This is a genomic window from Shinella sp. WSD5-1, from assembly GCF_963942435.1.
Lineage (GTDB): Bacteria > Pseudomonadota > Alphaproteobacteria > Rhizobiales > Rhizobiaceae > Shinella > Shinella yambaruensis.
The window spans coordinates 72,093-95,907 of record NZ_OZ012596.1; the positions used below are offsets into that span (position 1 = coordinate 72,093).

The 23,815-nt window shown below is 64.4% G+C and carries 18 protein-coding genes; 6 read left to right on the top strand and 12 right to left on the bottom strand.

All coding sequences use genetic code 11. From position 1 onward, the window contains the following. Nucleotides 1–12: 12 nt before the first annotated feature. Together AABQ55_RS00315 and AABQ55_RS00320 are read right to left on the bottom strand one after the other, a co-directional pair. Nucleotides 13–1,131, bottom strand: coding sequence for a substrate-binding domain-containing protein (locus AABQ55_RS00315; RefSeq protein ID WP_443021163.1), 1,119 nt, complete (start codon nt 1,129–1,131; stop codon nt 13–15). Nucleotides 1,132–1,179: 48 nt separating this feature from the next. Continuing rightward, entirely contained in the window at nt 1,180–1,992 is an 813-nt protein-coding gene (locus tag AABQ55_RS00320; protein ID WP_272806820.1) for a sugar phosphate isomerase/epimerase family protein, read from the bottom strand. A gap of 185 nt (nt 1,993–2,177) precedes the next feature. Here AABQ55_RS00320 and AABQ55_RS00325 point away from each other — a divergent pair, with 185 nt between their 5' ends. Continuing rightward, nucleotides 2,178–3,530, top strand: a complete 1,353-nt coding sequence (locus tag AABQ55_RS00325) for an ROK family protein (RefSeq protein ID WP_272806821.1) — start codon at nt 2,178–2,180, stop codon at nt 3,528–3,530. 10 nt (nt 3,531–3,540) lie between these two features. After that, nucleotides 3,541–4,554 carry a substrate-binding domain-containing protein gene (locus AABQ55_RS00330; RefSeq protein WP_272806822.1) on the top strand — a complete coding sequence of 338 codons (1,014 nt, stop codon included), beginning with the start codon at nt 3,541–3,543 and terminating at the stop codon, nt 4,552–4,554. Between the two features lie 115 nt (nt 4,555–4,669). Here AABQ55_RS00330 and AABQ55_RS00335 read toward each other — a convergent pair whose 3' ends face one another. The 9 genes from AABQ55_RS00335 to AABQ55_RS00375 all read right to left on the bottom strand — a co-directional run bounded on the left by AABQ55_RS00335 (nt 4,670) and on the right by AABQ55_RS00375 (nt 15,302). After that, nucleotides 4,670–6,397: an ABC transporter ATP-binding protein gene (locus tag AABQ55_RS00335; protein WP_272806823.1), complete on the bottom strand. Its 1,728-nt coding sequence runs from the start codon at nt 6,395–6,397 to the stop codon at nt 4,670–4,672. A gap of 39 nt (nt 6,398–6,436) precedes the next feature. After that, nucleotides 6,437–7,276, bottom strand: coding sequence for an ABC transporter ATP-binding protein (locus AABQ55_RS00340; protein WP_272806824.1), 840 nt, complete (start codon nt 7,274–7,276; stop codon nt 6,437–6,439). Further along, nucleotides 7,273–8,334 carry a FecCD family ABC transporter permease gene (locus AABQ55_RS00345; RefSeq protein WP_272806825.1) on the bottom strand — a complete coding sequence of 354 codons (1,062 nt, stop codon included), beginning with the start codon at nt 8,332–8,334 and terminating at the stop codon, nt 7,273–7,275. The genes AABQ55_RS00340 and AABQ55_RS00345 overlap by 4 nt, the downstream gene beginning before the upstream one ends. Further along, nucleotides 8,331–9,380 carry a FecCD family ABC transporter permease gene (locus AABQ55_RS00350; RefSeq protein ID WP_272806826.1) on the bottom strand — a complete coding sequence of 350 codons (1,050 nt, stop codon included), beginning with the start codon at nt 9,378–9,380 and terminating at the stop codon, nt 8,331–8,333. The genes AABQ55_RS00345 and AABQ55_RS00350 overlap by 4 nt, the downstream gene beginning before the upstream one ends. After that, the gene (locus tag AABQ55_RS00355; RefSeq protein WP_272806827.1) at nt 9,377–10,207 is read right to left on the bottom strand and encodes a siderophore-interacting protein; all 831 of its coding nucleotides are present in this window, start codon (nt 10,205–10,207) and stop codon (nt 9,377–9,379) included. The genes AABQ55_RS00350 and AABQ55_RS00355 overlap by 4 nt, the downstream gene beginning before the upstream one ends. Nucleotide 10,208: 1 nt before the next feature. Further along, complete coding sequence (locus AABQ55_RS00360; protein ID WP_272806828.1) at nt 10,209–11,189, bottom strand: iron-siderophore ABC transporter substrate-binding protein; 981 nt, start codon at nt 11,187–11,189, stop codon at nt 10,209–10,211. 2 nt (nt 11,190–11,191) lie between these two features. After that, the gene (locus AABQ55_RS00365) at nt 11,192–13,594 is read right to left on the bottom strand and encodes a TonB-dependent siderophore receptor (protein ID WP_272806829.1); all 2,403 of its coding nucleotides are present in this window, start codon (nt 13,592–13,594) and stop codon (nt 11,192–11,194) included. A gap of 133 nt (nt 13,595–13,727) precedes the next feature. Next, nucleotides 13,728–14,711 (bottom strand): FecR family protein, encoded by a 984-nt coding sequence (locus tag AABQ55_RS00370; RefSeq protein WP_272806830.1) that lies wholly within the window; start codon nt 14,709–14,711, stop codon nt 13,728–13,730. Nucleotides 14,712–14,792: 81 nt separating this feature from the next. Beyond that, entirely contained in the window at nt 14,793–15,302 is a 510-nt protein-coding gene (locus AABQ55_RS00375; RefSeq protein ID WP_272806831.1) for an RNA polymerase sigma factor, read from the bottom strand. Between the two features lie 295 nt (nt 15,303–15,597). On the opposite strand from AABQ55_RS00375, the gene AABQ55_RS00380 reads away from it, so the two are divergent. From AABQ55_RS00380 to AABQ55_RS00395, 4 genes are all read left to right on the top strand, one after another. Beyond that, the gene (locus AABQ55_RS00380) at nt 15,598–16,659 is read left to right on the top strand and encodes a TlpA family protein disulfide reductase (RefSeq protein WP_272806832.1); all 1,062 of its coding nucleotides are present in this window, start codon (nt 15,598–15,600) and stop codon (nt 16,657–16,659) included. A gap of 439 nt (nt 16,660–17,098) precedes the next feature. After that, nucleotides 17,099–17,602, top strand: a complete 504-nt coding sequence (locus tag AABQ55_RS00385) for a sigma-70 family RNA polymerase sigma factor (RefSeq protein ID WP_272806833.1) — start codon at nt 17,099–17,101, stop codon at nt 17,600–17,602. Between the two features lie 86 nt (nt 17,603–17,688). Continuing rightward, nucleotides 17,689–18,648: a FecR family protein gene (locus AABQ55_RS00390; protein ID WP_336314390.1), complete on the top strand. Its 960-nt coding sequence runs from the start codon at nt 17,689–17,691 to the stop codon at nt 18,646–18,648. A 105-nt stretch (nt 18,649–18,753) separates the two neighbouring features. After that, a complete protein-coding gene (locus tag AABQ55_RS00395) occupies nt 18,754–21,207 on the top strand; it encodes a TonB-dependent siderophore receptor (protein ID WP_272806834.1) in 2,454 nt (817 codons plus the stop codon). A gap of 96 nt (nt 21,208–21,303) precedes the next feature. On the opposite strand, the gene AABQ55_RS00400 is transcribed toward AABQ55_RS00395, so the two are convergent. Next, nucleotides 21,304–23,727 (bottom strand): TonB-dependent siderophore receptor, encoded by a 2,424-nt coding sequence (locus AABQ55_RS00400; RefSeq protein WP_272806835.1) that lies wholly within the window; start codon nt 23,725–23,727, stop codon nt 21,304–21,306. Nucleotides 23,728–23,815: the final 88 nt, after the last annotated feature.

The following is a 23,815-nucleotide window of genomic DNA, read 5'->3' on the forward strand; positions in this document are numbered from 1 at the left end:
TGCCTGCCATCATCACTGGCCGAGGCTCGTCTTGATGTTGTCGGTCGCTTCGCTGGAATAGACCGCTTTCCAGCCGTCGAGCAAAGTCTCCCGCGTCACCGGAAGAGCGGGAAGTGCGACGAAATCGGGGGCTTCCTTGCCGAGCAGCGCATAGCCGGCGAGCTTGGCCTCGACCACGCCGGCATCATAGGGCCGCTGCGCACCGAGCCCCTTGACGAAACCACCCTGGGCCATCGAGATCGCCACGTTCTCGCCGAGGTCGATGGTGGTGATGACGAGGTCGTCGCGACCGGCGACACGCGCGGCCGAGATCACACCTTCTGCCGGCACGTCCCAGACGGCCCAGATGCCCTTGATGTTCGGGTTGGACGTGAGGATCGCAGACGCCGCCTTATCGGCGTCGCCTGAGAAATCCGGTCCACCGATGCCCTGCTCGGCGACGATCTTGATGTTGGGGTAGTCGGCGGCGATCGTTGCCTTGAAGGCTTCGTAACGCTGCTTGGTGACGAAGAAGTCGGCGGCGTGGAACACCAGGCCGATATCGCCCTCGCCGTTCAGCGCCTTCGCCATTAGATGAGCCGAGGCGACGCCATTGCCGTAATTGTCTGCCGAGACGACCGACACATAGTCCTTCCCGGCCACAAAGCCGGTCGGCACGTTGTCCATGAAGACGAGCTTGGTGCCGGCCTCCGCCGCCGCCTTGTAGGCTGCGGCCGTCGCCGTCGGATCGGTCGGGATGGAGACGATGACGCTCGGCTTCTGCGCCATGATCGTCTCGATATCGGCGACCTGCTTTTCCGGCTTGAAGCCCGCATCGGTCACCGCAAGAACCTTGATGCCCATCGCGGCGAACTGGGTTTGCAGACCGTTGACCTGGGCGCGCGACCAGTCGTTGCCGCCATAATGCATGACGATCGCCGCCGTCGCGTTCATGCCCTTGATCTTGGCGAGTTCCTCGTCGTTCAGCGTGACATCGGACGCCGGCGACGGGTCTTCGCCAGAAGGCCCCTTGGAGAGGACCGTCTTCTGGAGCTCCGCGAGCGCGGTGTCCGGATCGGCCGAGGCCGGTGCAGAATAGGCAAGAGCAAGCGCCAGCACGGCGGCCGTACCCAACAGGAATCGTCTCGTCATCATCACTTTCTCCTCCCGAAAGTGGGGCTCCCGCCCCGGTCGCGGCCGTCAGGCCGATTTAAGATAGGCCATACTCGCTTTCGCTCCCTCAAGCGGATCAGGCCAGGAATCGAGTTCGGTACAAACCCAGCCGGCAAAGCCGGTCTCCCGAAGGACTGCGATGATCCCGTCCGTCGGGACGTCGCCACGGTCGATGGGCGTGAAGGTGAAGGGCTCCTTCTGGAAACCCTTGAGATGGACATAGGAGATGCGCGCCGCATGCTCGCGAATGAGGGCGGCCGGATCACCGCCAGCGGCCGCGAGATGGGCCGTGTCCGGGCAGAAATGGATGCCGGTTAGCCCGAAGATCTTGCGCACATCCGCCGGCCCCTCGACGATTGTCGAAAGATGGGGGTGATAATGGGCGGTGAGACCGCGCGCCTCGGCGATCTCCTTCACCCGGTCGAGCGCGGCCGCGAGCTTGTGATAGTCCGCCTCGCGGATACCGTCGAAGCGCTTGGCGCCGCCGCCGACAACGAGATGGGGTGCTCCGAGTTCGGCGGCGCGATCCGCGGCGCGCACCACGCGGGCCAGTTCCTCCGGCAGGATATCGTCGAAGACGAAATTGCCGCCGGCATAGGTCGCCACCAGCGCGAGCCCATTATCGGCGAGCAGGGAGCGCATGTCGTCAGTGCTGAAATCGAGAAGGTTGCCGTCGAAGAGCTCGACGCCCTCGTAGCCTGCCGCGGCAATGTCGGCGAAGGCACGACGCATGTCACCGAAGGTGCGGTAAGCGAGATTGGTGATCGAGGTTACGCCGACTGCATCCCCGCCGAGATTGCCCCAGCAGTTCGCATGATAGGCGAGCTTGAAGTTCGACATCGGCGCCTCCTCCCAGTGATCGTCGCGACTGCAGACCGTCTTACGGCGTGAAAAACCTGATGTCAATTATTTATGCGCATATCTATCAATACTTTTGCTGATTTAATGCAAAAGTTCGATGTTGCCAGTCGAAACAAGCGGCATTATCAAGGGAAAGAAGGCGAAGCCGCCAGAAAGGAAAACCCATGCCGACGACGGCGACCGCGCAAACTGATGGATATCCCCGCCGCAAAGGCCGTCCGCGCGTCTCCGAAACCGCTGCCCCCAGCCTCGTCGACATCCTCAACCTCGTTCGCACCGAACAGGCCACCACCCGCCAGGAAATCGAACGCCACAGCGAGCTTGGGCGCGCCGTCGTCGCGGATCGGCTCGGAACGCTCGGCGAACTGGGCCTCATCGATGAAAGCGAGCTCGGCACCCCCACCGGCGGCCGCGCGCCGCGCCTCGTGCGGTTTGCGGCAGATCGCGGCCGCATTCTCGTTGCGACGCTCGACCAGACCGCCATCGGCGTCGGCGTCGCCGATCTCGCCGGATCCCTGCTCATGGAGCATCATGAGGCAGCCGAGCTGGCCCAGCCGGTTTCCGCCCTGGCAGAGCGACTGATCACGCTTTTCCGCTGGATTCTCGAGCGGCAGGCGGATCCGCAGCTCTATGGCATTTCCATTTCCGTACCCGGTGCGGTGCCGGATGGCGGTGAAGCGCTTTTCCAGCGCAGCACGCCCGGGGTCCTGCCCGGCTGGGAGAGCTTCCCGCTGGTCGAGACGCTCATCGCGGCCTTCGACGCTCCGGTTTGGTTGCGCTCCAGTGTCGAGACGATGACGATGGGCGAACTCCATGCCGGCGCTGGCGGCGGCCGCAACACCATGCTGTTCGTCAAGGTGGGCAAACGCATCGGCGCCGGTCTTGCAAACGACGGCGCGCTGTTTCGCGGCGCGCAGGGCGCCGTTGGCCTTATCGGTTCCGTTCCCGTGACGGTGGGCGACAGGACCGGCACGCTGGAAGCCATGGCCGGTTCCGACCACATCGCCCAGGACGGCAAGGTGGCGGCCGAGCATGGCGCGAGCCCTATCCTTGCCGAGCATATGCGGCGCGGTAGCGACATCACAGCCCTCGAAGTCGCGCAGGCTGCTCAAATGGGCGACGCCGCGGCGATCGATATTCTCGCGCAGAGCGGCCGGCTGATCGGTCAGGTGGTCGCGACGCTGGCCAACATGCTGAACCCGGCACTCATCGTGCTGTCGGGTTCGATCGCCCAGACGAACGACATCCTTCTTGCCGCCGCGCGCGAGGCGATCTACGGCGCCTGCCATCCGCTGGTGAGCCGGGACCTGCAGATCATCCGCTCGCAGATGGGCAGTTCGTCAGGGCTTGTCGGGGCCGCGATCGTCGCGACGGAAGGCCTGTTCGCCCCTGCCATGCTGAGGGACTGGATCATGGCCGGCCGGCCCCAGGCGCATCCGCTCTTCCAGCAGGTGAAGGACGAGATTGCCCGGAGGAAGACCATGGAGGGAAACAGCCTGCGGCCGCCGGATGTTTGAGGAGGAAGCAATGGCGATTACTGGTCTCGGCCCTCACGGCGAGCGGGCATCGGCACCCGAGCGGGTGCTGCTGCTGCCGGAAGACATGGCGCGCGCACGGGCAAGCGGCTTCCGTGTCGCGATCGTGCTCCACACGCTTGCCAGCGACTGGGCCAAACAGCAGCTCTCCGGCATTGTCGGCATGCTCGGCAATTGCGGGGTCGCGGTCATCGACGTGGTCGATTGCGCCTTCACGCCGGAGGTGCAGATCGAGGCGCTGGAGCGGCTGATCGGCGAGGCGCCGAACGCCATCATCTCGCTGCCCGTCGCGAATTCCAAAGTGGCAGCAGCGCATGCGCGCGTCGCGGCGGCCGGCATAAAGCTCGTCCTGCTCGACAACGTGCCGACCGGCCTTCTTCCGGGCAAGGATTATATCTCGCTCGTCTCGGCGGACAATTTCGGGCTCGGCAAGATTGCGGCGGAAGGATTGTCGCCTCATCTGCCTGATGGTGCGGAGGTTGGCGTACTCGGTTATGACGCCGACTTCTTTGCAACGAACGAGCGCGAAATCGCCTTCGTCAAATGGATGCAGATCAACCGTCCGGATGTGACGCTGCGTATGCGGCGGTTCCCTGCCCTTTCAGAAGTCGCCAAGACCACGCGAAACCTTGCCGAAGCCCATCCCGGGCTTGCCGGCCTCTTCGTCGTCTGGGACACGCCGGCAATGACCGCCGCCCAGGTTCTCGAAGCGATGGGCCGCAGGATTTCGATGGCGACGGTGGACCTTGGCCAGGAGGCTGCAATCGGCCTCGCCGCCAGTGAACCGCTCGTTGCGATCGCCGCCCAGCAACCCTTCCGGCAGGGCGAAACCGCCGCTTCCATAGTCGTGACCGCTCTCCTCGGCCGGCTAGCCCCCGCCTGGGTCGCGCTGCCCGGCCTTGCCGTCACGGCGCGCAATGTCGTGGAATGTTTCCAGACCGTCTGGCGCATGCCGGCGCCGCGCGAAGTGCTGCGCAAGCTCAGCCTCGTCGGCCCGGAAAAATAGCCCCGTTCTTGAAAGGATTCGAACCAAGGGCCTCGCCTATTCAGCTGCTGGTAGTTCCGTTTTCAGCGACTAAATCAGGCTAGCTTCATCCCTTTCTGAGCAAGGAAGGACTGCCCTAACCGGCCGCCTGAGTCAGGTGGAAACCCCGATAACGACCATTCTTTCTGGCCATGAGCTCGGCATGGCTGCCGCTTTCGACGATGCGGCCGTCGTCGACGACGAGGATGCGGTCGGCGTTCGCGATGGTCGCGAGGCGATGGGCGATGACCAGCGTGGTGCGGCCGGCCGAGAGCTCGGCGAGCGACTGCTGGATCGCCCGCTCCGTCTGCGTGTCGAGCGCCGAGGTCGCCTCGTCGAGGATCAGGATCGGCGGGTTCTTCAGGAAGATGCGGGCGATGGCGAGGCGCTGCTTCTGGCCGCCCGAGAGCTTGACGCCGCGCTCGCCGACGACCGTGTCGAGACCGTCGGCGAGGTTGGCGATCACGTCGTCGAGGCGCGCCCGGCGCGCCGCATCGAGGATCTCCGCCTCGCTGGCCTCCAGCCTTCCATAGGCGATGTTCTCGCGGATCGTGCCGGCGAACAGGAACACGTCCTGCTGCACGATGCCGATGTTCGAGCGCAGCGACCGCAGCGTCATGTCGCGGATGTCGATGCCGTCTATGGTGATCGCGCCCGATGCGACCTCGTAGAAGCGCGGCAGCAGCGAGCAGATCGTCGTCTTGCCGGCGCCGGACGGGCCGACGAAGGCGATCGTCTCACCCGCCCCGATCGAAACGTTCAGCCCGCCGAAGACCGGCCGGTCGGCACCGTAGCCGAAGCTGACGGCGCGATATTCGATATCGCCGGCAAGGCGCCCGACATCCCTGGCATCCTCGCGGTCCCGGATGTCCGGCTCCGTGTCGAGGAACTGCGTGTAGCGCGTGAAGCCGGCGATGCCCTTGGGATAGGTCTCGATGATCGCGTTGATCTTGTCGATCGGCCGGAAGAACACGCCGACCAGGAGCAGGAAGCCGACGAAGCCGCCGGCCGAAAGCTCGCCGCGCGTGACGAACCAGGCGCCGGCCAGCATCACCACCACCTGCACGAAGCGCATGGAAAGGTAGGAGAGCGACATGGAGGCCGCCATCACCCTGTAGGCCTGGAGCTTGGTGACGAGGTAGTTCCGGTTGCTCTCGGCAAACAGCTTACGCTCGTGGTCCTCGTTGGCGAAGGCCTGCACGACGCGGATGCCGCCGACATTCTCCTCGATGCGGGCGTTGAAATCGGCGACGCGGCCGTAGAGCGCATGCCAGGTCGTGGTCATGCGCGCGCCGTAATGGGTGGTGACGAAGGCCGTCAGCGGCACGATGACGGCGGTGATCAAGGCGAGCGGCACATGCACCCACAGCATCAGCACGAAGGCGCCGACGAGCGTCATGACGGCGATGAAGAGGTCTTCCGGCCCGTGATGGGCGACCTCGCCGATCTCCTCGAGATCCTTGGTCAGCCGGGCCACGAGATGGCCGGTCTTCTGGTTGTCGAAGAAGCCGAAGGAGAGCTTCTGCAGGTGGTCGAAGGCCTTGCGGCGCATCTCCGCCTCGATGCGCACCCCGAGCATGTGGCCCCAGTAGGTGACGATGACCTGCAGGCCGGCATTGACGAGGTAGATGAGGAAGAGGCCGAGGGCCGCGAGCGCGACGAGGTCGAGGCGGCCGGTCGGCAGCAGGCGGTCGATGAACAGCGTCACGGCGACGGGAAAGGCGAGCTCCAGGAGGCCGGCGACGACCGCCGAGGAGAAGTCCAGCGCAAACAGGCCGCGGTGCGGACGATAGTAGGACGCAAAACGCTTCAGAAGGGCTGACATCGGCAGGCGCGCTTTCGGTATTTGACTTAGTGGCGATGATTATCTCGACCCGCCGACGCGCGTCACAGGCTTTTGCTCCGTGGCGCGATTTTGTCTATCCCGCCCCCTGGGCACGATCATGGGAGTTCCGGAGACGGGATCGTCGACAACGAGGCAGGAAAGGCCGAAGACGTCCTCGACGAGGCCTTCGGTGACGATCTCTTCCGGCCCGCCCTCGGCGAGAATGCACCCGTCCTTCATGGCGATGAGGTGGGAGGCATAGCGACAGGCGTGGTTGAGATCGTGCAGGATGGCGACGACAGTGCGGCCTTCGGCGTTGAGGTCGGCGAGGAGATCGAGCATCTCGATCTGGTGGGCGATGTCGAGAAAGGTGGTGGGCTCGTCGAGCAGCAGGAGCGGCGTCTCCTGGGCGAGCACCATGGCGATCCACACGCGCTGCCGCTGGCCGCCGGAGAGTTCGTCCACAAGGCGGCTGGAAAGATCGGCGACATGCGTCGCCTCCATCGCCGCGACGATGGCGGCCTCGTCCGCCCGCGACCATTGCCGCAGGAACGTCTGGTGCGGATAGCGTCCGCGCGCCACCAGATCGGCAACCGTTATGCCCTCGGGCGCGACGGCGCTCTGCGGCAGGAGGCCGAGCCGGCGGGCGACCTCCCTGGACGACAGCGCGACGATGGATTGGCCGTCGAGGATGACGCTTCCGCTTACGGGAACGAGCAGCCGCGACAGGGCGCGCAGCAGAGTGGACTTGCCGCAGGCATTCGGCCCAACGATGACGGTGAAGGATCCGTCGGGAATGGTGACGGAAAGATCCCGCGAGATCGTCCGTTCCTCATAGGCAAGCGTGAGGTTGCGGGCGTGAAGGCGGTCGGTCGTCATTTGCGGCCCTCCCGGATGATGAGCCAGAGGAAGTAGAGACCGCCGATGCTGACGGTCATCACGCCGACGGGAAGCTGCGCGGTGAAGGCGTGCTGGGCGGCCCAGTCGGCAGCGGACAACAGGAAGCCGCCCGTCAGAGCCGAGGGCAGGAGCGCCACGCCGGCCGAGCGGGTCAGCCGCCGTGCGATCTGCGGGGCGGCAAGGGCGATGAAGGCGATGGGCCCGGCGGCGGCCGTGATAGTGGCCGTGAGCGCGACACCAAGCACCATCAGGCACAGACGGACCCGGTTGGCATTGACGCCGGAGGCCATGGCCACGTCGTCGCCCATCTCGAGTTGGCGCATCGGCCGTGCAAGGAACAGCGTCGGCGGCACGATGAGGCACAGGACGAGGAGGACAGGCACGAGCTGCTCGACGCCGAGGCCGTTCAGCGAGCCCGCGCCCCAGACGGCGGCGCCGAGCGCCACCTTCAGGTCCGCCTGCCGGATCATCCAGGCATTGAACGCCCCGAGCATCGCCGAGACGCCGATGCCGACGATGATCAGCCGGAACCCTTTCACGCCGCGGCGCCAGGCCAGCAGATAGACGGCGAGCGCCGTGGCGATACCGCCGATCAGCGCGCCCGCCGCCGTCTCGTAGTAACCGCCCGACAGGAGGAGGATCACCACCAGCGCGCCGGTATAGGAACCGGCGGCGAAGCCGATGACGTCCGGGCTGCCGAGCGGATTGCGTGTCAGCGACTGGAAGATCGCCCCGCTCAAACCCAGCGCCCCGCCGAAGAGCAGCGCAAGCATTGCGCGCGGCAGGCGCCATTCGGTGACGATCATGCGGGCCATCTCCTCGCCCTCGCCGAGAAGCGCGCGGCCCACATCGGCGAGGGCGACGGCATAGGCGCCGCTCGCAAGCGAGATCGCGGCGGCGGCGAGCGCCAGCAGGAGAAGCGCAAGACCGATGGAGAGCGCACGCAGATCGAGAAGGAACGACAGCCGGCCGCCGAAAGCCCTGACGGCAAGCACGGGGCGGCCGAAGCCGATGGAGGACGACCGGCTCCGCCTCACAGGCCGCGCGCCTCGCCGCGCCGTGCCAGCAGGATGAGCACCGGCGCACCGAGAAAGGCGGTGACGATGCCCGCCTCGATCTCGCCGGGATGGAGCACGAGGCGGCCGACAATATCGGCGACGAGAAGCAAGACCGGTCCGAAGACCATGGTGAGCGGAATGATACGGTGCTGGTCCGGCCCCGTGAGCCAGCGCACGACATGGGGCACCATCAGTCCGATAAAGCCGATCGGACCGGCCGCGGCCGTGCCGGCGCCGGAAAGGAGCGTGACGGCGATCACCACGATGATGCGCGCGCGCAGCACATCGGCCCCGAGCGCGCGGGCGAGGCTGTCACCGAGCACCACGGCATTGAGCGGACGCGCGGCGGCAAGCGCGATCACGAGTCCCGCCACGATGAAGGGCGCAACGGCGGCGACGATATGCATGTCACGCCCGGCGACCGAGCCGATGGACCACATGCGCAACGCATCGAAAGCCTGCGGATCGAGCAGCGTCACCGCCGAGCCGATGCCGCCGAGCACCGCCGACAGCGCCACGCCGGAAAGCACCATCCGCACCGGCGTCGCGCCGACGCGCCCGGCCGCGCCCAGCGCATAGACGGCGAGCGTCACGACGATCGCCCCGAGGAACGCCGCCCACAGATAGGCATCGATCGTTTGCCAGCCGAGCAGGCCGACGGCGACCGTCACGAAGAAGGCCGCGCCCGCGTTGACGCCGAGAATGCCCGGATCGGCCAAGGGATTGCGCGTCGCCGCCTGGATCAGCGCCCCGGACACGCCGAAGGCCGCGCCACAGAGCAGCGCGAGCAGCGTGCGCGGAAGGCGGTAGTCCCTGACGATGATGTGGGCCGGGGAAGACGCATCGTAGGAGAAGAGCGCATCCAGCGCGATGGAAGGAGCGATCGGACGCGCGCCCACCAGCAGGCTCGCCAGAGCAAGCACGGCAACGAGCAGGAGGGCGAGCACCAGCCATGGGCCGAAAGACGCCGCGACGATGCGTTCCTGGGATGGCTTTTCCCCTGCCGGCACACGCAAGGCCCTCATATCCGGGCCTGCCCCTCGATCCAGTAGCCGATGGCGTCGATGCGGCCCTTGTCGAAGCCGAGGCCGTCGCGGAAATGCGCCCGGCAGGCAGAGGCGGCCTTCGCCTCGCCGGCGATATAGATATAGCCCGGCCCCTCCGGGAGGCTCCGGATGCCGGCGGCGATGCGCGGCAGGTCCGTGTAGCCGGGACGGTCGGGGCGCGGCCCGTGGGTGGCGTGCCAGACGATCGTCGCATCCGCTTGCGTGCTGATCTCCTGCCTGTCCGCCTCCGACGGCACTTCGACATGCGCGATGGCCCGGAAGCCGGCCGGCAACTCCTCCAGCACGCGGCCGGCGGCCGGAAGCCCGGTAATGTCGGTCAGCATCATCAGCCAGCGGCTGCCCTTCGGCAGCCAGAAGCGGCCTTCCGGATTGCAAAGGCCGACGACATCGCCGGCCTTCGCCGCCATCGCCCATCCGGCGGCGACGCCGCCCTCATGCACGACGATGTCGATGACCATCTCGTGGGTCGCGGCATCCCAGCGGCGGATCGTGTAGGGCCGGTTCGGGCAGTGCTTCGAGCCGTCCGGCCGGCCCCACCTGCCGTTCTCCATCAGGACCGGCAGCGTCACCGGGGTCTCCGCGTCCGGCGGCAGCGCCAGCCGCAGCCATTCGTCCGGGTGGCCGCTCGGCACCAGCCGCTCGCCGCCCTCGACATCGAGCACCACGCGGATCATCGATGGCGTGAGGCGTTCCACCGACGTCGCCGTTGCGAGGAAGTAATCCTCGACATAGTGGTCGTGATCGTGATGATCCGCGCCCGAGAGGGCCTTGGCGTTCGCCGTCATGTCACTCCTCCCCTGCCCGCCCGGCCGCTTCCGCCAAGCGCGGCACGAAGCGGGGAAAGCCATAGGGCACCGACAGCACGCTCAGCGCCGAGGTCGACCAGACGTCAACCGGGTCCTCAAGCGCGACATAGGCGCCGCGCTTGACCGCGCCGAGCGTGTTGAAGAGCGGCTGTGCCTCCGCCGCCGCGCGCGCGCCGGGGCCGTACCACATGACCAGGACGTCCGCGTCGATCGTGGATATCTCCTCAAGGCTCACGGAGACGGAAAAATCCCCCGGCGCCGACTTGCCCAGCGCCTCGATGCCGGGCGGCACCTTGAGCCCCAGCTCCACCAGCGCCTCCACCCGCGGATCATCCGGCAGATAGACGACGATGCCGCTGCTGCCGGCGAAATAGGTGCCGAAGGCGAAGGTCTTGCCCTGCAGGGCGGGATACTGCGAACCGAGATCGCGCAGGAACGTGTTGGTGGCGTCGATCAGCCGGCGCGCCTCCCCCGGCCGACCCAGCGCCGCCCCCGTCATCTCCGTCTGCTCGCGCCAGTTCGCCAGCCACGGGCCGGACCGGTACACCACGGTCGGCGCAATCGCCGAGAGACGCTTCCACGCAACGTCGTCGATACCGGAATAGACGCCGAGGATCAGGTCCGGCTTGAGGGCCGCGATCTGTTCGAAATCCACCTCGCCCTGCGCCAGAAGCACCGGCGTCTCACCGCCGAGCTTCGGCTCGTTCCACGGAAAAACGCCACGCTCGAAGAGGCTGTACTGCGTCATCGCGACCGGCACCTTGCCGAAGGCGAGGACCGCATCCTCACCGCTCCAGCCGAGCGTCACGATGCGTTGTGGATCCGCAGGCACAACCGTCGTTCCCAAGGCGTGCCCGATCGTCGCCGGGAACGTGCCACCGCCCTCCGCCACGGCCGGGGCGGTGAAGGACAGGGCGAGCACCGCGAGGCCGCGGATGAAGGTTTTCAGACGCCGCATCATGATCAGAAGCGCTTCGTCAGCGTGAACGTCGCGTTGAGCGGCTTTCCATAGGGCGCGTTGTCGCCGCCGCGCAGGATGTAGTATTTTTCGTTGAAGACATTGTTGACGTTCAGCTGACCGACGAGCGTATCCGTGAAATCATATTTCGCCATCAGGTCAACGGTCACGAACGCATCCTGCTTGAAACGCACCGTGCCGCTCGCCGTGGTGACGCCGTCGATATCGATGTAGGACGAGCTGTTCCACTTGAAGCCGCCGCCGATGGTGAGCTTTTCCCACTCGCCAGGAAGCTGGTAGGTGGTGAAGACCTTCACGCTGTTGCGCGGCAGGAAGCTGTTGTGGTCGCTCCCGTCCGGCTGCTTGCTCCGGAAGGTGGATGCGCCGAAAAACAGTTGCCAATCCGGAGCGATCTCGCCGGACAGTTCAAACTCTACGCCTTCCGTCTTTACGCCCTTGATAGGTCGGTAGGCCATGTCGCCATCCGGCGTGAAAACACCGGGAATTTCTTCGGCAACATTGTCCTTCTGTGTACGGTAAAGGGAAAGCGAAGCATTCAAGCGGTCATCGAAGAATGAACCCTTGATTCCGACCTCGTAGCCAGCGCCCACCTCAGGATCGAGATAGGTGCCGGACGGATCCTTGTAATCCTGCGGATTGAAGATTTCCGTATAGCTGGCATAGGCGGAGAAAGTATCGGTGAAATCATAGACGGCACCGGCATAGGGTGTAAAGTTGTTGAATCCCCGCGGTTCCTGCTCCCATCGGTTGAAGCGCATGCCTAGGATGAGATTGAGTTGGTCCGTAACGGAAAGCCGAGATGCCGTGTAGGCGGAATACTGGCGCAAAGGCTCGCTCTCGACGATGTTCGCAGCGCCCCATGTCGGCTCCGGATAGGAACCGTCCCAATTGAAGATATCAATCGGCCCAAGCCCGGTTGCGAAGGCATTGGTGCCGTTAAAGTGCGAGCGGCTTGCCGAAACACCAAGACTCAACTCATGGGTTCGGCCCAGGGCCTCGATCTCGCCTGATACATCCACATTCCCGGCGGTGGCGACGCGGGTACGGTCGAATTTTCCGGCGTAGGGCTGGACACCAAGCCCGGTGACCGGATCCGGCAGATTATAGGTATAGAAGAGCTGTGAATCGTAGTGCTGGATCGTATGCGACAGGGTTGCCTGCGCCTTCCAGCCATTCTCGAATTCATGTTCGACCCGGCCGAAAAACGTAGTGCTATCGGAATTCCAGTAGGTCCAGTCCAGCCCCGTCGAGAAGCCGCGGCGGAAATCGGTCGGCGTGCCATCGCTGAAGACGAGCGGCCAGCTCCCCCACGTCGAGCCCTCCGGAGCGTGCCGGCTGTGTTCGATGCCCCCGATGACGGTCGTCATATCGGAAATGTCCGCCTCGAGCGTGCCGTAATAGGTCTGGTTGAGATTGCTGTAGCGATCGAGGAACGAATTGCCGCCGCTCACGTCTGTGACGAAGCGCCCCCTCAGCGTTCCCGCCTCGTTGAGCGCCCCCTGGACGTCCGCCTCAACGCCAAGGTTTTCCCAGGAGCCGACCCGGCCGCTGAGATATCCAGTCAAATCGGTGCTGATGGCACGCTTGCGCACCAGGTTGACGGATGCGGAGGGGTCGCCGCTCGCCTTCATCAGGCCGGTCGCCCCGCGCACGATCTCGACGCGGTCGTAGATGGCGGACGACTCGTAGGTGCCGCCGAACTCGTTGTTGTCCGGCCGAGTGACGCCGTCGACGGTGTATTCGCCGATCGTGAAGCCGCGCGCATAAACGGACGTCCGGTCGGTTTCGCCCGGATCGAACATCACGCCCGTCGCATTGTCGAGAACGTCGGGAATCCGGTCCAGTTTCTGGTCGCTGATGATCTGACGGGTAACGACTGTCGTCGACTGCGGCGTTTGCCGCAGCGTCAGCGGCAAGCGCGTCGCCGCGCTCGTCTCGCCCGTCGTATAGGAGCCGGTGCCTTCCGTGGTGGCGGATCGGTCGTCGACGGTGATGGTCTCCAGCACTGTACCGTCTCCCGCGATTCCGGAAGAAACACCCGCCGCCGGATCGACGATCGTCACCGTGCTGGCGTTGGTGAAACGCCAGGAAAGGCGGCTGCCTGAGAGGGCGCGGCTGATCGCCTCCGACGTCGTCATCGATCCCCTGACTGCCTTTCCAGCCCCGGAAGCGGCCGCAGTCTCGTCGAACATCACGGAAATGCCGGCGACGCGCGCGATATCGTGCAGGGCCTGGCGGATCGGCTTTGCCGGAATGTTGAAGTCGTGAACGGTATCGGAAGCCGCTTGCGCATAGGCCGGCGCGGTGACCAGCGCGCCGCCGCCCGGAGCGACCAGTACCGTCGTCGCCAGGAGAAGCGCCAGCTTGCGCATCTTGTTGCCGTTCATGGGGAACCCTTTCCAAGTCACCGATCGCCCGATGCGCATCGCGCATCCTCTCAATGAGCTAACGATCCCCGCGGAGGGGCACCCTCACAAAAAGTGGAATTTTCTTATCATCTTCTTCAACGCCACCCCGGGCTTACTGCCGGATGACTACGAGCCGGCCGCCGAGCTTCTGCATCCGGAAGCCGGCAATGGACTGCACGGCTTCAAGCGCCGCATCGGTATCGGCGAGCACCAAGCTGCCGCTGACCCGCCTGTCGGCAAGCGCGTTGCCGATCAGGACGATGCGACCGTCCCGGTTCCGCTCGATCTGCGCGAGAACATCTGCCAAACGCATATTGTTGAAGACGAAGCGCCCCTCGCGCCATGCCATCGCCTCGGAAATCTCGACCGCACCCGGCGTGCCGAGACCCTCGCCGCCATAGGCGACGCTTTCTCCCGGCTTCAGCACGACGCTTTCCGGTCCATCGACCAGCGAGACCTGAAGGCTGCCGCGTGCCAGCGTCACATGGGCCCCCTCCTCAGTGACGGACACGTCGAATGCGGTTCCGAGCACCCGCGAACGGCCGTTCGCCGCATCGACGATGAAAGGCACCGAAGACGGCTGCACCTCGAAATAGGCCGTGCCGCGCAGGAGGTCGATGCGCCGCTCCTTGTCTGTCACGTCGACGGCGACGGCGCTGTCGGCGTCGAGAAGCATGGTCGAACCATCGGACAATGTGATCGAGCGCCGCTCCCCGCGCGCGGCGACATAATCGGCGCGCATGTCCTGAAGGAGATGCGGTTTTTCCAGCCAGAGCCACCCGGAAGCGCCGAGCGCCAGAAGCACCGTGAGCACCGCCGCCCCCGTCTTCGCGCTTTTCCGACGCCGGCGGAGTTCCTCGATGCGGCTCAGGTGCGCCGCGATTGCGCTCCTGTCCTCGCGCCCAAGGGAGGTGCCGATGCCGCCCGCCGATGACCAGACCGACGAAACACGGTCATAGGCCGCCGCATGGGCAGGTATCTTCCGCCAGTCCTCGAAATGCTGCCGGTCGGCGCGCGACGGCTTGCCGTTCATCCGCGTGAACCAGGCAATCGCCTCTCTTTCCGTCTGCAGGCCGGGCTGGTTTTCCTGTACCATTCTCATATCTTTCGCAGGCGCCGTGACGGCTTGAAGAGATTGCCGCCCCATTCCCATAACGACCGGAAGCGCACTCCACCCTCAATCCGGCGCTACGTCTTCGATCGCCAACCGGCACGCCATCAGGGCCTTGGCGATTTCCCGCTCGACCGTGCTATAGGAGATGCCGAGCGTGACTGCGATCTCGTCATAGGTGCAACCGTGCAGGCGGTTCAGAACGAAGATGTGCCGCGTACGCTCCGGCAGCTCATTGATGACCCGATCGACATGCCGCAACCCATCGACCGCCACGACGATCTGCTGTGGCGTCGGCACGGGGGCCGCATATTGTTCCTCGGTCATAAGTTCCGGAAGGCGCGCCACTCTCCTGTCGCTGCGCAACTGGTCGATCGCGGCATTGCGCACGCATCTGCTGAGATAGGCCGGCGTCAGGACGATCTGCTCGAGCGCCTTGCCCCAGAGCCGGGCGAATGTGTCCTGGACAACGTCTGCTCCGGTCCCATGCCCGACTTTTCGGACAGCAATACGCTCGAGCCGAGAGCACTCGGAGCGATAGAGATCTTCCAGTTGTTCAGCCTTCGTATCGCTCATGTCGTGTCCGGGAGGCTTGCATGGCCTTCACCACTACCTTTCATGCGAGCGGACTAATAAAATGTTGATGGAGTTTGTCAAGTTAAAGGCTGGCTCCAATTCGCGTGTCACAACACAACACGGCTGCGCAGGCCTAATCACATTTCGCGTGGCGTGCAGCCTGCAAAGAAATTGCTCGTGAAAGCGTTACATCACCCTCTTTGCGAAAGGCCCTCGAAACACCATGTCGTATGGCTGAGACGTAGGATCGAGGATCGTTGCCGCCGCCCCGTTACAACGCACTAAGGGAAGCTCCATGAATAGCGTCTTGAATTCAGCAAAGCGATTGCTGCCAGGGGATGCCGCCCCGCCGCTGATGCTCTCCAGAAATCTTGTGACAGGAGAGCTTTCTCCACGTGTCGAGTTTAATGGAACGAGCATGGTGGTCCTTTGGAATTCCGGATGCAGCGGTTGCTTGCCGGCGCTCGTAGAATACTCCAAGAAAGCAAAAGCCCTGGGTGTTCCAACATATGGCGTTGCCATCATGGAGCGAGACCTTGGTAGAACGATTGAGACCGCTCGGCAGGTACGGTTGGACGCCTTCCTTGCACACGAACAAATCGATCCAGAACAAGCTGGCCTGCCACGCGGTCAGGTGACGCGCGAATGGCTGGAGGCCAGCGGCCAAAGAGGCGTGCCCACGGCATTTCTGGTCGATTGGCAGAGCAAGATCGTGTGGTTGGGTCCACTTGATGACGCCATTCTTGAACCGTTGCACGCTATTCTTGATGATGTCTGGGACGTCGATGCCGCGCGCCGACGCTGGGAGACTGAAATTTCCGACAACGATATCACGCATCTAGCCATTAATCGGGACATCGTTGATGCAATGCTGACGAAGGACATGAAGCGTGCGCAAGGCTTGATTGATGAAGCCGAACGCAACCGTCCTGAAATTGCCGACAACAAGGAGTTCGCAGTAGAGAAGTTGATTGTACTTTCTGCCATGCCCGAGACGGCGATCGATGCAGGAAGGTACTACAATCGTTGCGTTCGAAGGTTTGCGGATGACCCGCTTCAAATTCTCTCTCTCACCGACTACGTTTTGGTCGGAAAAGCGCCGCTGGACGTATTTTTGGATGCGGCAAGCGAGGCACTTAGCCAAGTGGAACGCCAGTTGGACGGAATGCCCGATGATCTCGTTCCTTCCATTCGCTTCAACCTCACATCAGCACAGCTTCGCCGCCGTCTTGGTGATCAGGACGGATACCAGCAACGCCTCGATGCCCTTCGTGATCTCGCTACAAGTCAAACGACTCCATCAGAACTCAAAAAGCTGATTAAAGCAGACATTGAGCGCCTTGCGAGAGATCGTTGATGCCGACTAGGACGAATCCACATTCATCGCAGCAATCTGCCTATGGCTGCAATGAATGTGGATTCGTCCTAGTGCGTCGTGATCTACATTGCTCATTCGTCACGCCGAGAGAGTCCGGTAGGACGACCATAGGCCGGTTCTGAAGCGAGCGGGCGTAGCAATATGGCAACACTTGCACACAGTTTTACATTCAAGCATCCGATGACGGTGGCGTGATTCATTGGGCCATCACTCAGATTAATATGAGTTTTTGAAGAAAGTTTTATACTTTCAGCAATCTCTCACGCCATGACGCTTTGCACATGTCTAATACATTGAACTTGCGCAATAATCGCCGGTCAGCAATGCTTGCCTCGCAAACGATACCGCACCTTCGCAATCGCATCGGTTCTCGCTATTACGACTGGCTATGTGCCCGAAAGGGTTGAAACACATCATCATGACCTGGGATATCTCGAACCTCTTCCGTCATCATGCCAAGGATATCGCACGCACGCTGCGCAGGCGGGGCCTGACGGCCGAGACGGCGGCCGATCTGACGCAGGACACGTTCGTGCGCGTGCTCGCCTGCCCGCCGAAGGAGACGGCAGGGGTGCACAACCCTGTCGCCTATCTCTTCCGCATCGCCCGGAACCTGCGCATCGATCACCAGAGGCGCGAGCGGGTGCTGATACGGGTCAATCTCAGCGACAACGACTTTGCCGCCATCGCCGATCACGCGCCAGGTCCCGAGACGATCGTCTACGACCGCCAGCGGCTGGAACGCACCAGGGCCGCGCTTGCCGAATTGCCCGAGAAAACCCGCCGGGCCTTCGAATTGCACCGGCTGGGCGAACTGACCATCGCGGAAACGGCAGCCGCGATCGGCCTTTCCACCACCCGGACATGGACGCTGCTGCGCGACGCCTACGAACATATCGATGCGCGCCTCAACGGCCTGTGATAGACCTCGCGCGGAAAAATCCGGGGCTTCGTTCGTAGACCCTCTATGAACGGCTTGCCGGAACGGCGAGATCGGCGGGAAGGACGATGATGAACGAATTCCCCGAGGATCGGCGCCTCTTCCGCGAGGCCGCCGATCTTGCCATCCGCCTGCAAGGCGATCCCGACAACCGGGTCTCGATCGACACGGTGCGCACCTGGATCGCGCGCAGCCCGGCCCATCAGCGGGCCTGGACGCGGGTTTGCGAAATCCACGGCATGACCGGCCAGATCCTGACGGAACGCTACGAACCCGCGGACCACGCACCGGGCGGTCTCGGCCGCCGCACGTTCCTGATCGCGGCGCTGGCCGGCACGGGGACGCTCGCGGCCGGCTGGCTGGCGCTTCCCGACCTCCTCGTCAGGCTGCAGGCCGACCATGTCACCGCGACGGGAGAAATCCGCCGGATCGATCTTGACGACGGCAGCGTCGTGACGCTCGGCCCGGCGAGCGCCATCGATGTCGACTACGCAGCCTCGCACCGCACCGTCCGGCTTCTCGCCGGCATGGCCTATTTCGATGTGGCGCGCGATCCCTCCCGGCCCTTTTCCGTGCTCTCCGACGGTGTCGCCGCGACGGCGCTCGGCACGGCCTACGATGTCTCCAACGATGCCGGCATCGTCTCCGTCTCGGTCGATCACGGGCGGGTGGCAGCACACATGGAAGGCGGCCCCGCCGGTGAGGAACTGGGAGCGGGCGACTGGATCGTCTTCGACCCGCAAACGCACGGCATCGCCGGTCGCGGCACGCGGGAGGCCTCGCAGGTCGCCGCCTGGCGCAGCGGGATGATCGTCGCCGAACGCGAAACCGTCTCGGCCCTCGTTGCCCGCATCGCGCGCTGGCAGCCGGGCAAGGTGGTCGTCGCCGATCCCTTCCTCGGCTCCCGCCTCGTCAGCGGCGTCTTCGATCTCAGCGACCCGATACGGGCCCTCGAAGCCGTCGTTCGCCCCTTCGGCGCGCGGGTGCGCCAGGCCGGCTCCCTCATGACCGTCATCTCGCCGGTCTAAGGCGCATCAAAAAAAGAGAAAAATTCCGACGCCCGTTCGTAGGGACCCTGTAGGGGCGCATGGCGAGACGCCATGCCGATGACAGATCAGGACGGAGTAGAGTGCATGGCATGGGGATCGATGGGGGATCTGGCGGGCGCGGGCCGCAAGGCGCTGGTTGCGACGATGCTGGCGACGGCGGCGTTTTCCGCCGACATGTTCATGGGGGTGCCGGCATTCGCCCAGGCGCAGTCCTATGCCATCCCGGCAGGCCCGCTTGCCGGCGCGCTCGCGGCCTTCGGCCGCCAGTCGGGCACGCAGATTGCCTATGAGGCATCGATCGCGCGCGGCAAGACTTCGCCCGGCCTTTCCGGAACGGCCAGCCGCGAGGAGGCGATTGCCCGCCTGCTCGCCGGCACCGGCCTTCGCTATTCCTTCACCGATCCCTCCTCCATCCTCATCACGTTGGCGGCGGGCGACGTCGGCGGCCTACCGGCCGATGGCGCGACGCCGCTCGAGAGGATCACGGTGGACGGCGACGGCGAAACCGCCTGGGGTCCCGTGGACGGGTTCGTGGCGACCCGCAGCGCTTCCGGCACGAAGACGGATACCCCTCTTGTCGAAATACCCCAATCGATCTCCGTCGTGACGCGCGACCAGATCGAAAAGCAGGGTGCAAAACGCCTCGAAGACGCGCTCACCTACACGCCGGGCGTCAGCGTCGGCAGCTACGGGTTCAATCCCGAGCAGGATTATGTCTTCATGCGCGGCTTCCAGGTCCCCTTCTTCCTGGATGGCACCCGCCAGTACCGGGACTACATCGTCGGCGCCCAGCTCGGCGTGGAACCGTACGGGCTCGAGCGCATCGAGACCGTGAGAGGGCCGGCCTCGGTTCTCTACGGCCAGATCGCGCCGGGCGGCATCGTCAACCAGGTGATCAAGCGGCCGACCGCCGACCCGTTCAACGAGGTCCAGCTCACCCTGGGCGATCCCCGCCGGCTGCAGGCCGCCTTCGACGTCGGCGGACCGATCGATGACGAGGGGACATTCCTCTATCGGCTGACCGGCCTTGGCCGCTCCGCCGACGGACAGATGGACTTCCAGGGCGACGACCGACTGTTCATCGCCCCGGCCCTGACCTGGTCACCCGACGCGGAGACGACACTCACCGTTTTCGGCCAGTTGCAACGCGACAAGGATGCCCTGCGCCCGGTTCCGCTGCCGGCCTTCGGAACGATCTTCGACAGCGTTCACGGCACGATCCCGCGGGACCGCTTTCTCGGCGAGCCGGGCTTCGACAGTTTCGATCGGACGCAATATTCGCTCGGCTACGAATTCGAGCATCACTTCAACGACACCTGGAGCATCCGCCAGAATCTGCGGTATTCCCATGTCGACCAGACCGAAAACTACACGCTGACGGCTTTCGATTACGGCTCGTTCGTCACGGACGGGCGCACCGTCGACCGGACCGGCTGGAACGACGTCAATGAAATCGGCACGCTCGGGATCGACAACCAGCTGATCGGCGAATTCGATACCGGCGGCCTCGCGCACAAGCTGATCCTCGGCCTCGACTATTCCCGATCGCGGAGCGACTGGAAATTCGCTTCGGCGACGCTCGCGCCGATCGACGCCTTCGACCCGGTCTACGGCACGCCGATCGGAACGCTGGTCCCGGCAATCTCGGAGCTCAAGACAGCGACCCAGATCGGCCTCTACGCGCAGGACCAGATCGCGTGGGACAACTGGCGGCTGACCCTCGGCGGGCGCTACGACTGGGCCAAGGGTACGACGACGGATCGTTTCGCCGCCGTCAGCACGACCCAGCGGGATCACGCCTTCACCGGCCGCGTCGGCCTGACCTATCTGTTCGACAACGGCCTTGCACCCTATGTCAGCTATTCGACCTCCTTCGAGCCGGAAATCGGGCTCGACGGCAATGGCGATCCGTTCCGGCCGACGACCGCGCAGCAATACGAAGTCGGCATCAAATATCAGCCGGAGGGCAGCAACAGCTTCTTCACGCTCTCTGTTTTCGACCTGACACGCCAGAATATCCTGACCCGTGACCTCAATCCGCCGCCGACCAATCCCTGGGCACAGATCCAGACCGGCGAGGCGCGGGTCCGCGGCCTGGAGGCCGAGGCCAGGATCAGCGTCACCGACCGTTTCGATCTCGTGGGCGCCTACACTTATCTCGATTCCGAAATCACGGAGAGCAACAATGCCGACCTCGGCATGCCGCTCTTCCTGACGCCGAAGCATCAGTTTTCGCTTTGGGCGAACTACACGATCGAGGACGGCGCGGCAGCAGGTCTCGGCGCCGGCCTCGGCATGCGCTACCGCGGCAAGGTCTGGGGCTCGAGCCATGAGATCGAGGTGCCGTCCTACACGCTGTTCGACGCGAGCCTCACCTACGACTTCGGCATCAAGAACCCGGACCTCGCCGGCCTCGACCTCACCGTCAGCGCGCGCAACCTCTTCGACAAGAAGTACATCGCGACCTGCTCGTTCTGGGAAGGCTGCTTCTATGGCGAAGGCCGAAACGTCACGGCAACGCTGAAGTACCGCTGGTAGAGCAGCCCGTCCAGTCCGCAAATGCCATGAATTCCTGCCCTGCCACGTCCTTACGCGGCAGGGCATCTGCTTCCGGCTCTGCCGGGACGAAGCCGTCTACCAGCGATAGGACAGCGTACCGAACGCCGTCAGGCGCTTGCCCCATTGGCAGCCCCAGGGACCGTCGCAATAATAGCTCTTGCGGTCGGCGGCATTGAGCACGGAGACATCCAGGCGGAGCCCTTCCAGATCCGGGTTGCGCACGCCGAAATCATATCCGGCGGAGAGGTCGAGATAGGTCGCCGAGCCGTTGAGGACGGTGTTCTCGTTGTCGCCGTAGGACGAGCCGACATAGCGCACGCCCGCACCGAGGTTCAGCCCCTCCAGCACGCCGTCGAAGCGATAGTTGAGCCAGGCGGATGCAGCATGCTCGGGCACATAGCCGACGCGATTGCCCCGGTTGCCGTCATTGTCCTTCGTGATCTGCGAATCCAGATAGGTGTAGGACGCAGTCAGATCGAAATTGTCGATCGTGGCCTTGCCCTCGATTTCCAGGCCCCTGACCCGGATTTCGCCCACCTGCTTCTGGAAGAAGTCGTTCGGATAGGCAAGATCGGCCGTCAGCCGGTTCTGCTGGGTGAGTTGGAAGGCGGAGACCGTCAGCAGCGCATCGAAGTCGGAAGGCTGGTACTTGACGCCGATCTCGTATTGCTCGCCGGTCGTCGGCACGAAGGGCTTCTTGTCTGCCCCCGCGCCGGTCTGCGGCTGGAAGGACTGGGCGAAGCTGACATAGGGCGCAAGGCCGTTGTCGAAGAGATAGAGCAGGCCGACATTGCCGGTGAAAGCCGTGTCGGATGTTGCGGTATCGTAGTCCGTGCCGCTGAGATCCGTGACGCTTTTCGCCCAGTCGTAGCGGCCGCCGAAGGACAGGACCAACGACCCCCATTTCACCTGGTCCTGCGCATAGAGGCCGACCTGGCGGAGGCTCTCCTTCGCCTCGCTGTCGAAGCCGAGATCCGGCACGGGCTTTCCGTAGACGGGATCGTGGAGATCGAGCGTCGGGCCCATGCCGTACCAGTAGCCGCTGCGGTTGTCGGAGCGCTGGTTGCGGTAGTCGAGACCGAAGACGAGCTTGTGGGTCAGCGACCCGGTCTCGAAATCGGCCTGGAGGCGCGTATCCGAGGTCCATGCCTGCAGGGTCTCGTCCAGGAAGTAGATCGACCGGGAGATCTCGCCGGGCAGAAGCGGGTTGCCCGTCAGGTCGACGCTGTAGAGCGCCTGATAATCGACTTGGGTGCGCAGATAGCGGCCGGTCTGCGTGACCTGCCAGACATCGTTGAAACGATGGTTGAAGTCGTAGCCGATCGAGACCTGCTCGGTGTCGTTGCGGTCGAAGCCGGGCTCGCCGATATAGCGGTCGGTCGGAATATCCGCGACGACCGCGTTCGGCAGCAAGGCGTCGACGTCGCCGCCCTTGTTCTTGCGGTAGCTGCCGAGCAGGGTCAGCGTCGTGTCCTCGTCGGGCTTGAAGGTCAAAGCCGGCGCGATGTAGATTCGGTCGTCGTCGACGAAATCCATCTGCGTGCCGCTGTCCTGGAGCAGCCCGGTGAACCGATAGGCGAGCGTCTTGTCAGCGTCGAGCGCATCGGAAAAATCGAAGGCCACCTGATGGCGATCATGGCTGCCGAACTGGTATTGCACCTCGCGCAGCGGCTCGAAGAGCGGCCGCTTGCTTACCATGTTGACTAGGCCGCCCGGCGAGGTCTGGCCGTAGAGCACCGAGGCCGGCCCCTTCAGCACTTCGATGCGTTCCACGCCGTAGGGCTCGACCTGCGGGTTGGCCCGGTCGATACCGGTCGGCAGCGCCATGCCGTCGAGATAGAGGCTGTCGAAGATGCTGAAGCCGCGCAGATAGGCGCTGCTGTTGGAGCGCGTATTGGCCGGCGTGATCGTCATGAACCCCGGCGTATAGGTGAGTGCGTCGATATAATTCTGCGCGCCGCCCCGCGCCTGTACCTCCTCCTTGGTGATGACGTTGATCGCACGTGGCGTTTCGAGAAGCGGCGTGTCGCTCTTGGTCCCGGTCGCGCTTTTCTGCGCCACCAGCCCGCCGACCGGCCCCCAGGCCGATTCCTCGCTCCCTTCGACGCTGATCGTCTCGAGCGTCGTGGACCCGTCTGCAAGACCGGCGGCATCGCCCGCGGCGACACCCGAGACCGTGACCGTGTTGCTGTTGGTGAAACGATAGACGAGGCCGCTGCCCGCAAGCAGGCGCGCCAGGGCTTCCCGAGCCGTCAGGGAGCCGGAGACCGCCTTTCCGGTTGCCGAAGCGGCCCCCGTCTCGGAAAACACGACCGTCAGTCCCGTGATGCGGCCGATATCGTTCAAGCCCTGCCGCACCGGCTTTGCCGCTATGGCGAACCTATAGGTCTGCTGTGCCGTCTGCGCCGCCGCGGCTCCAAAACCTTCCGCGCCGCCGATCACACCCGCCGACAAGGCGACAAGCAGCGCCGCGCGCCGCCCAACCGAAGTCTTTCTCATCATGCTCCCCTGCACGCACCATGGAAGGGGCCGCCAGAATGTCCCGCCGCGGCCCCTCTCAATCCCTTCACGTTCGGCATGGGAGGGG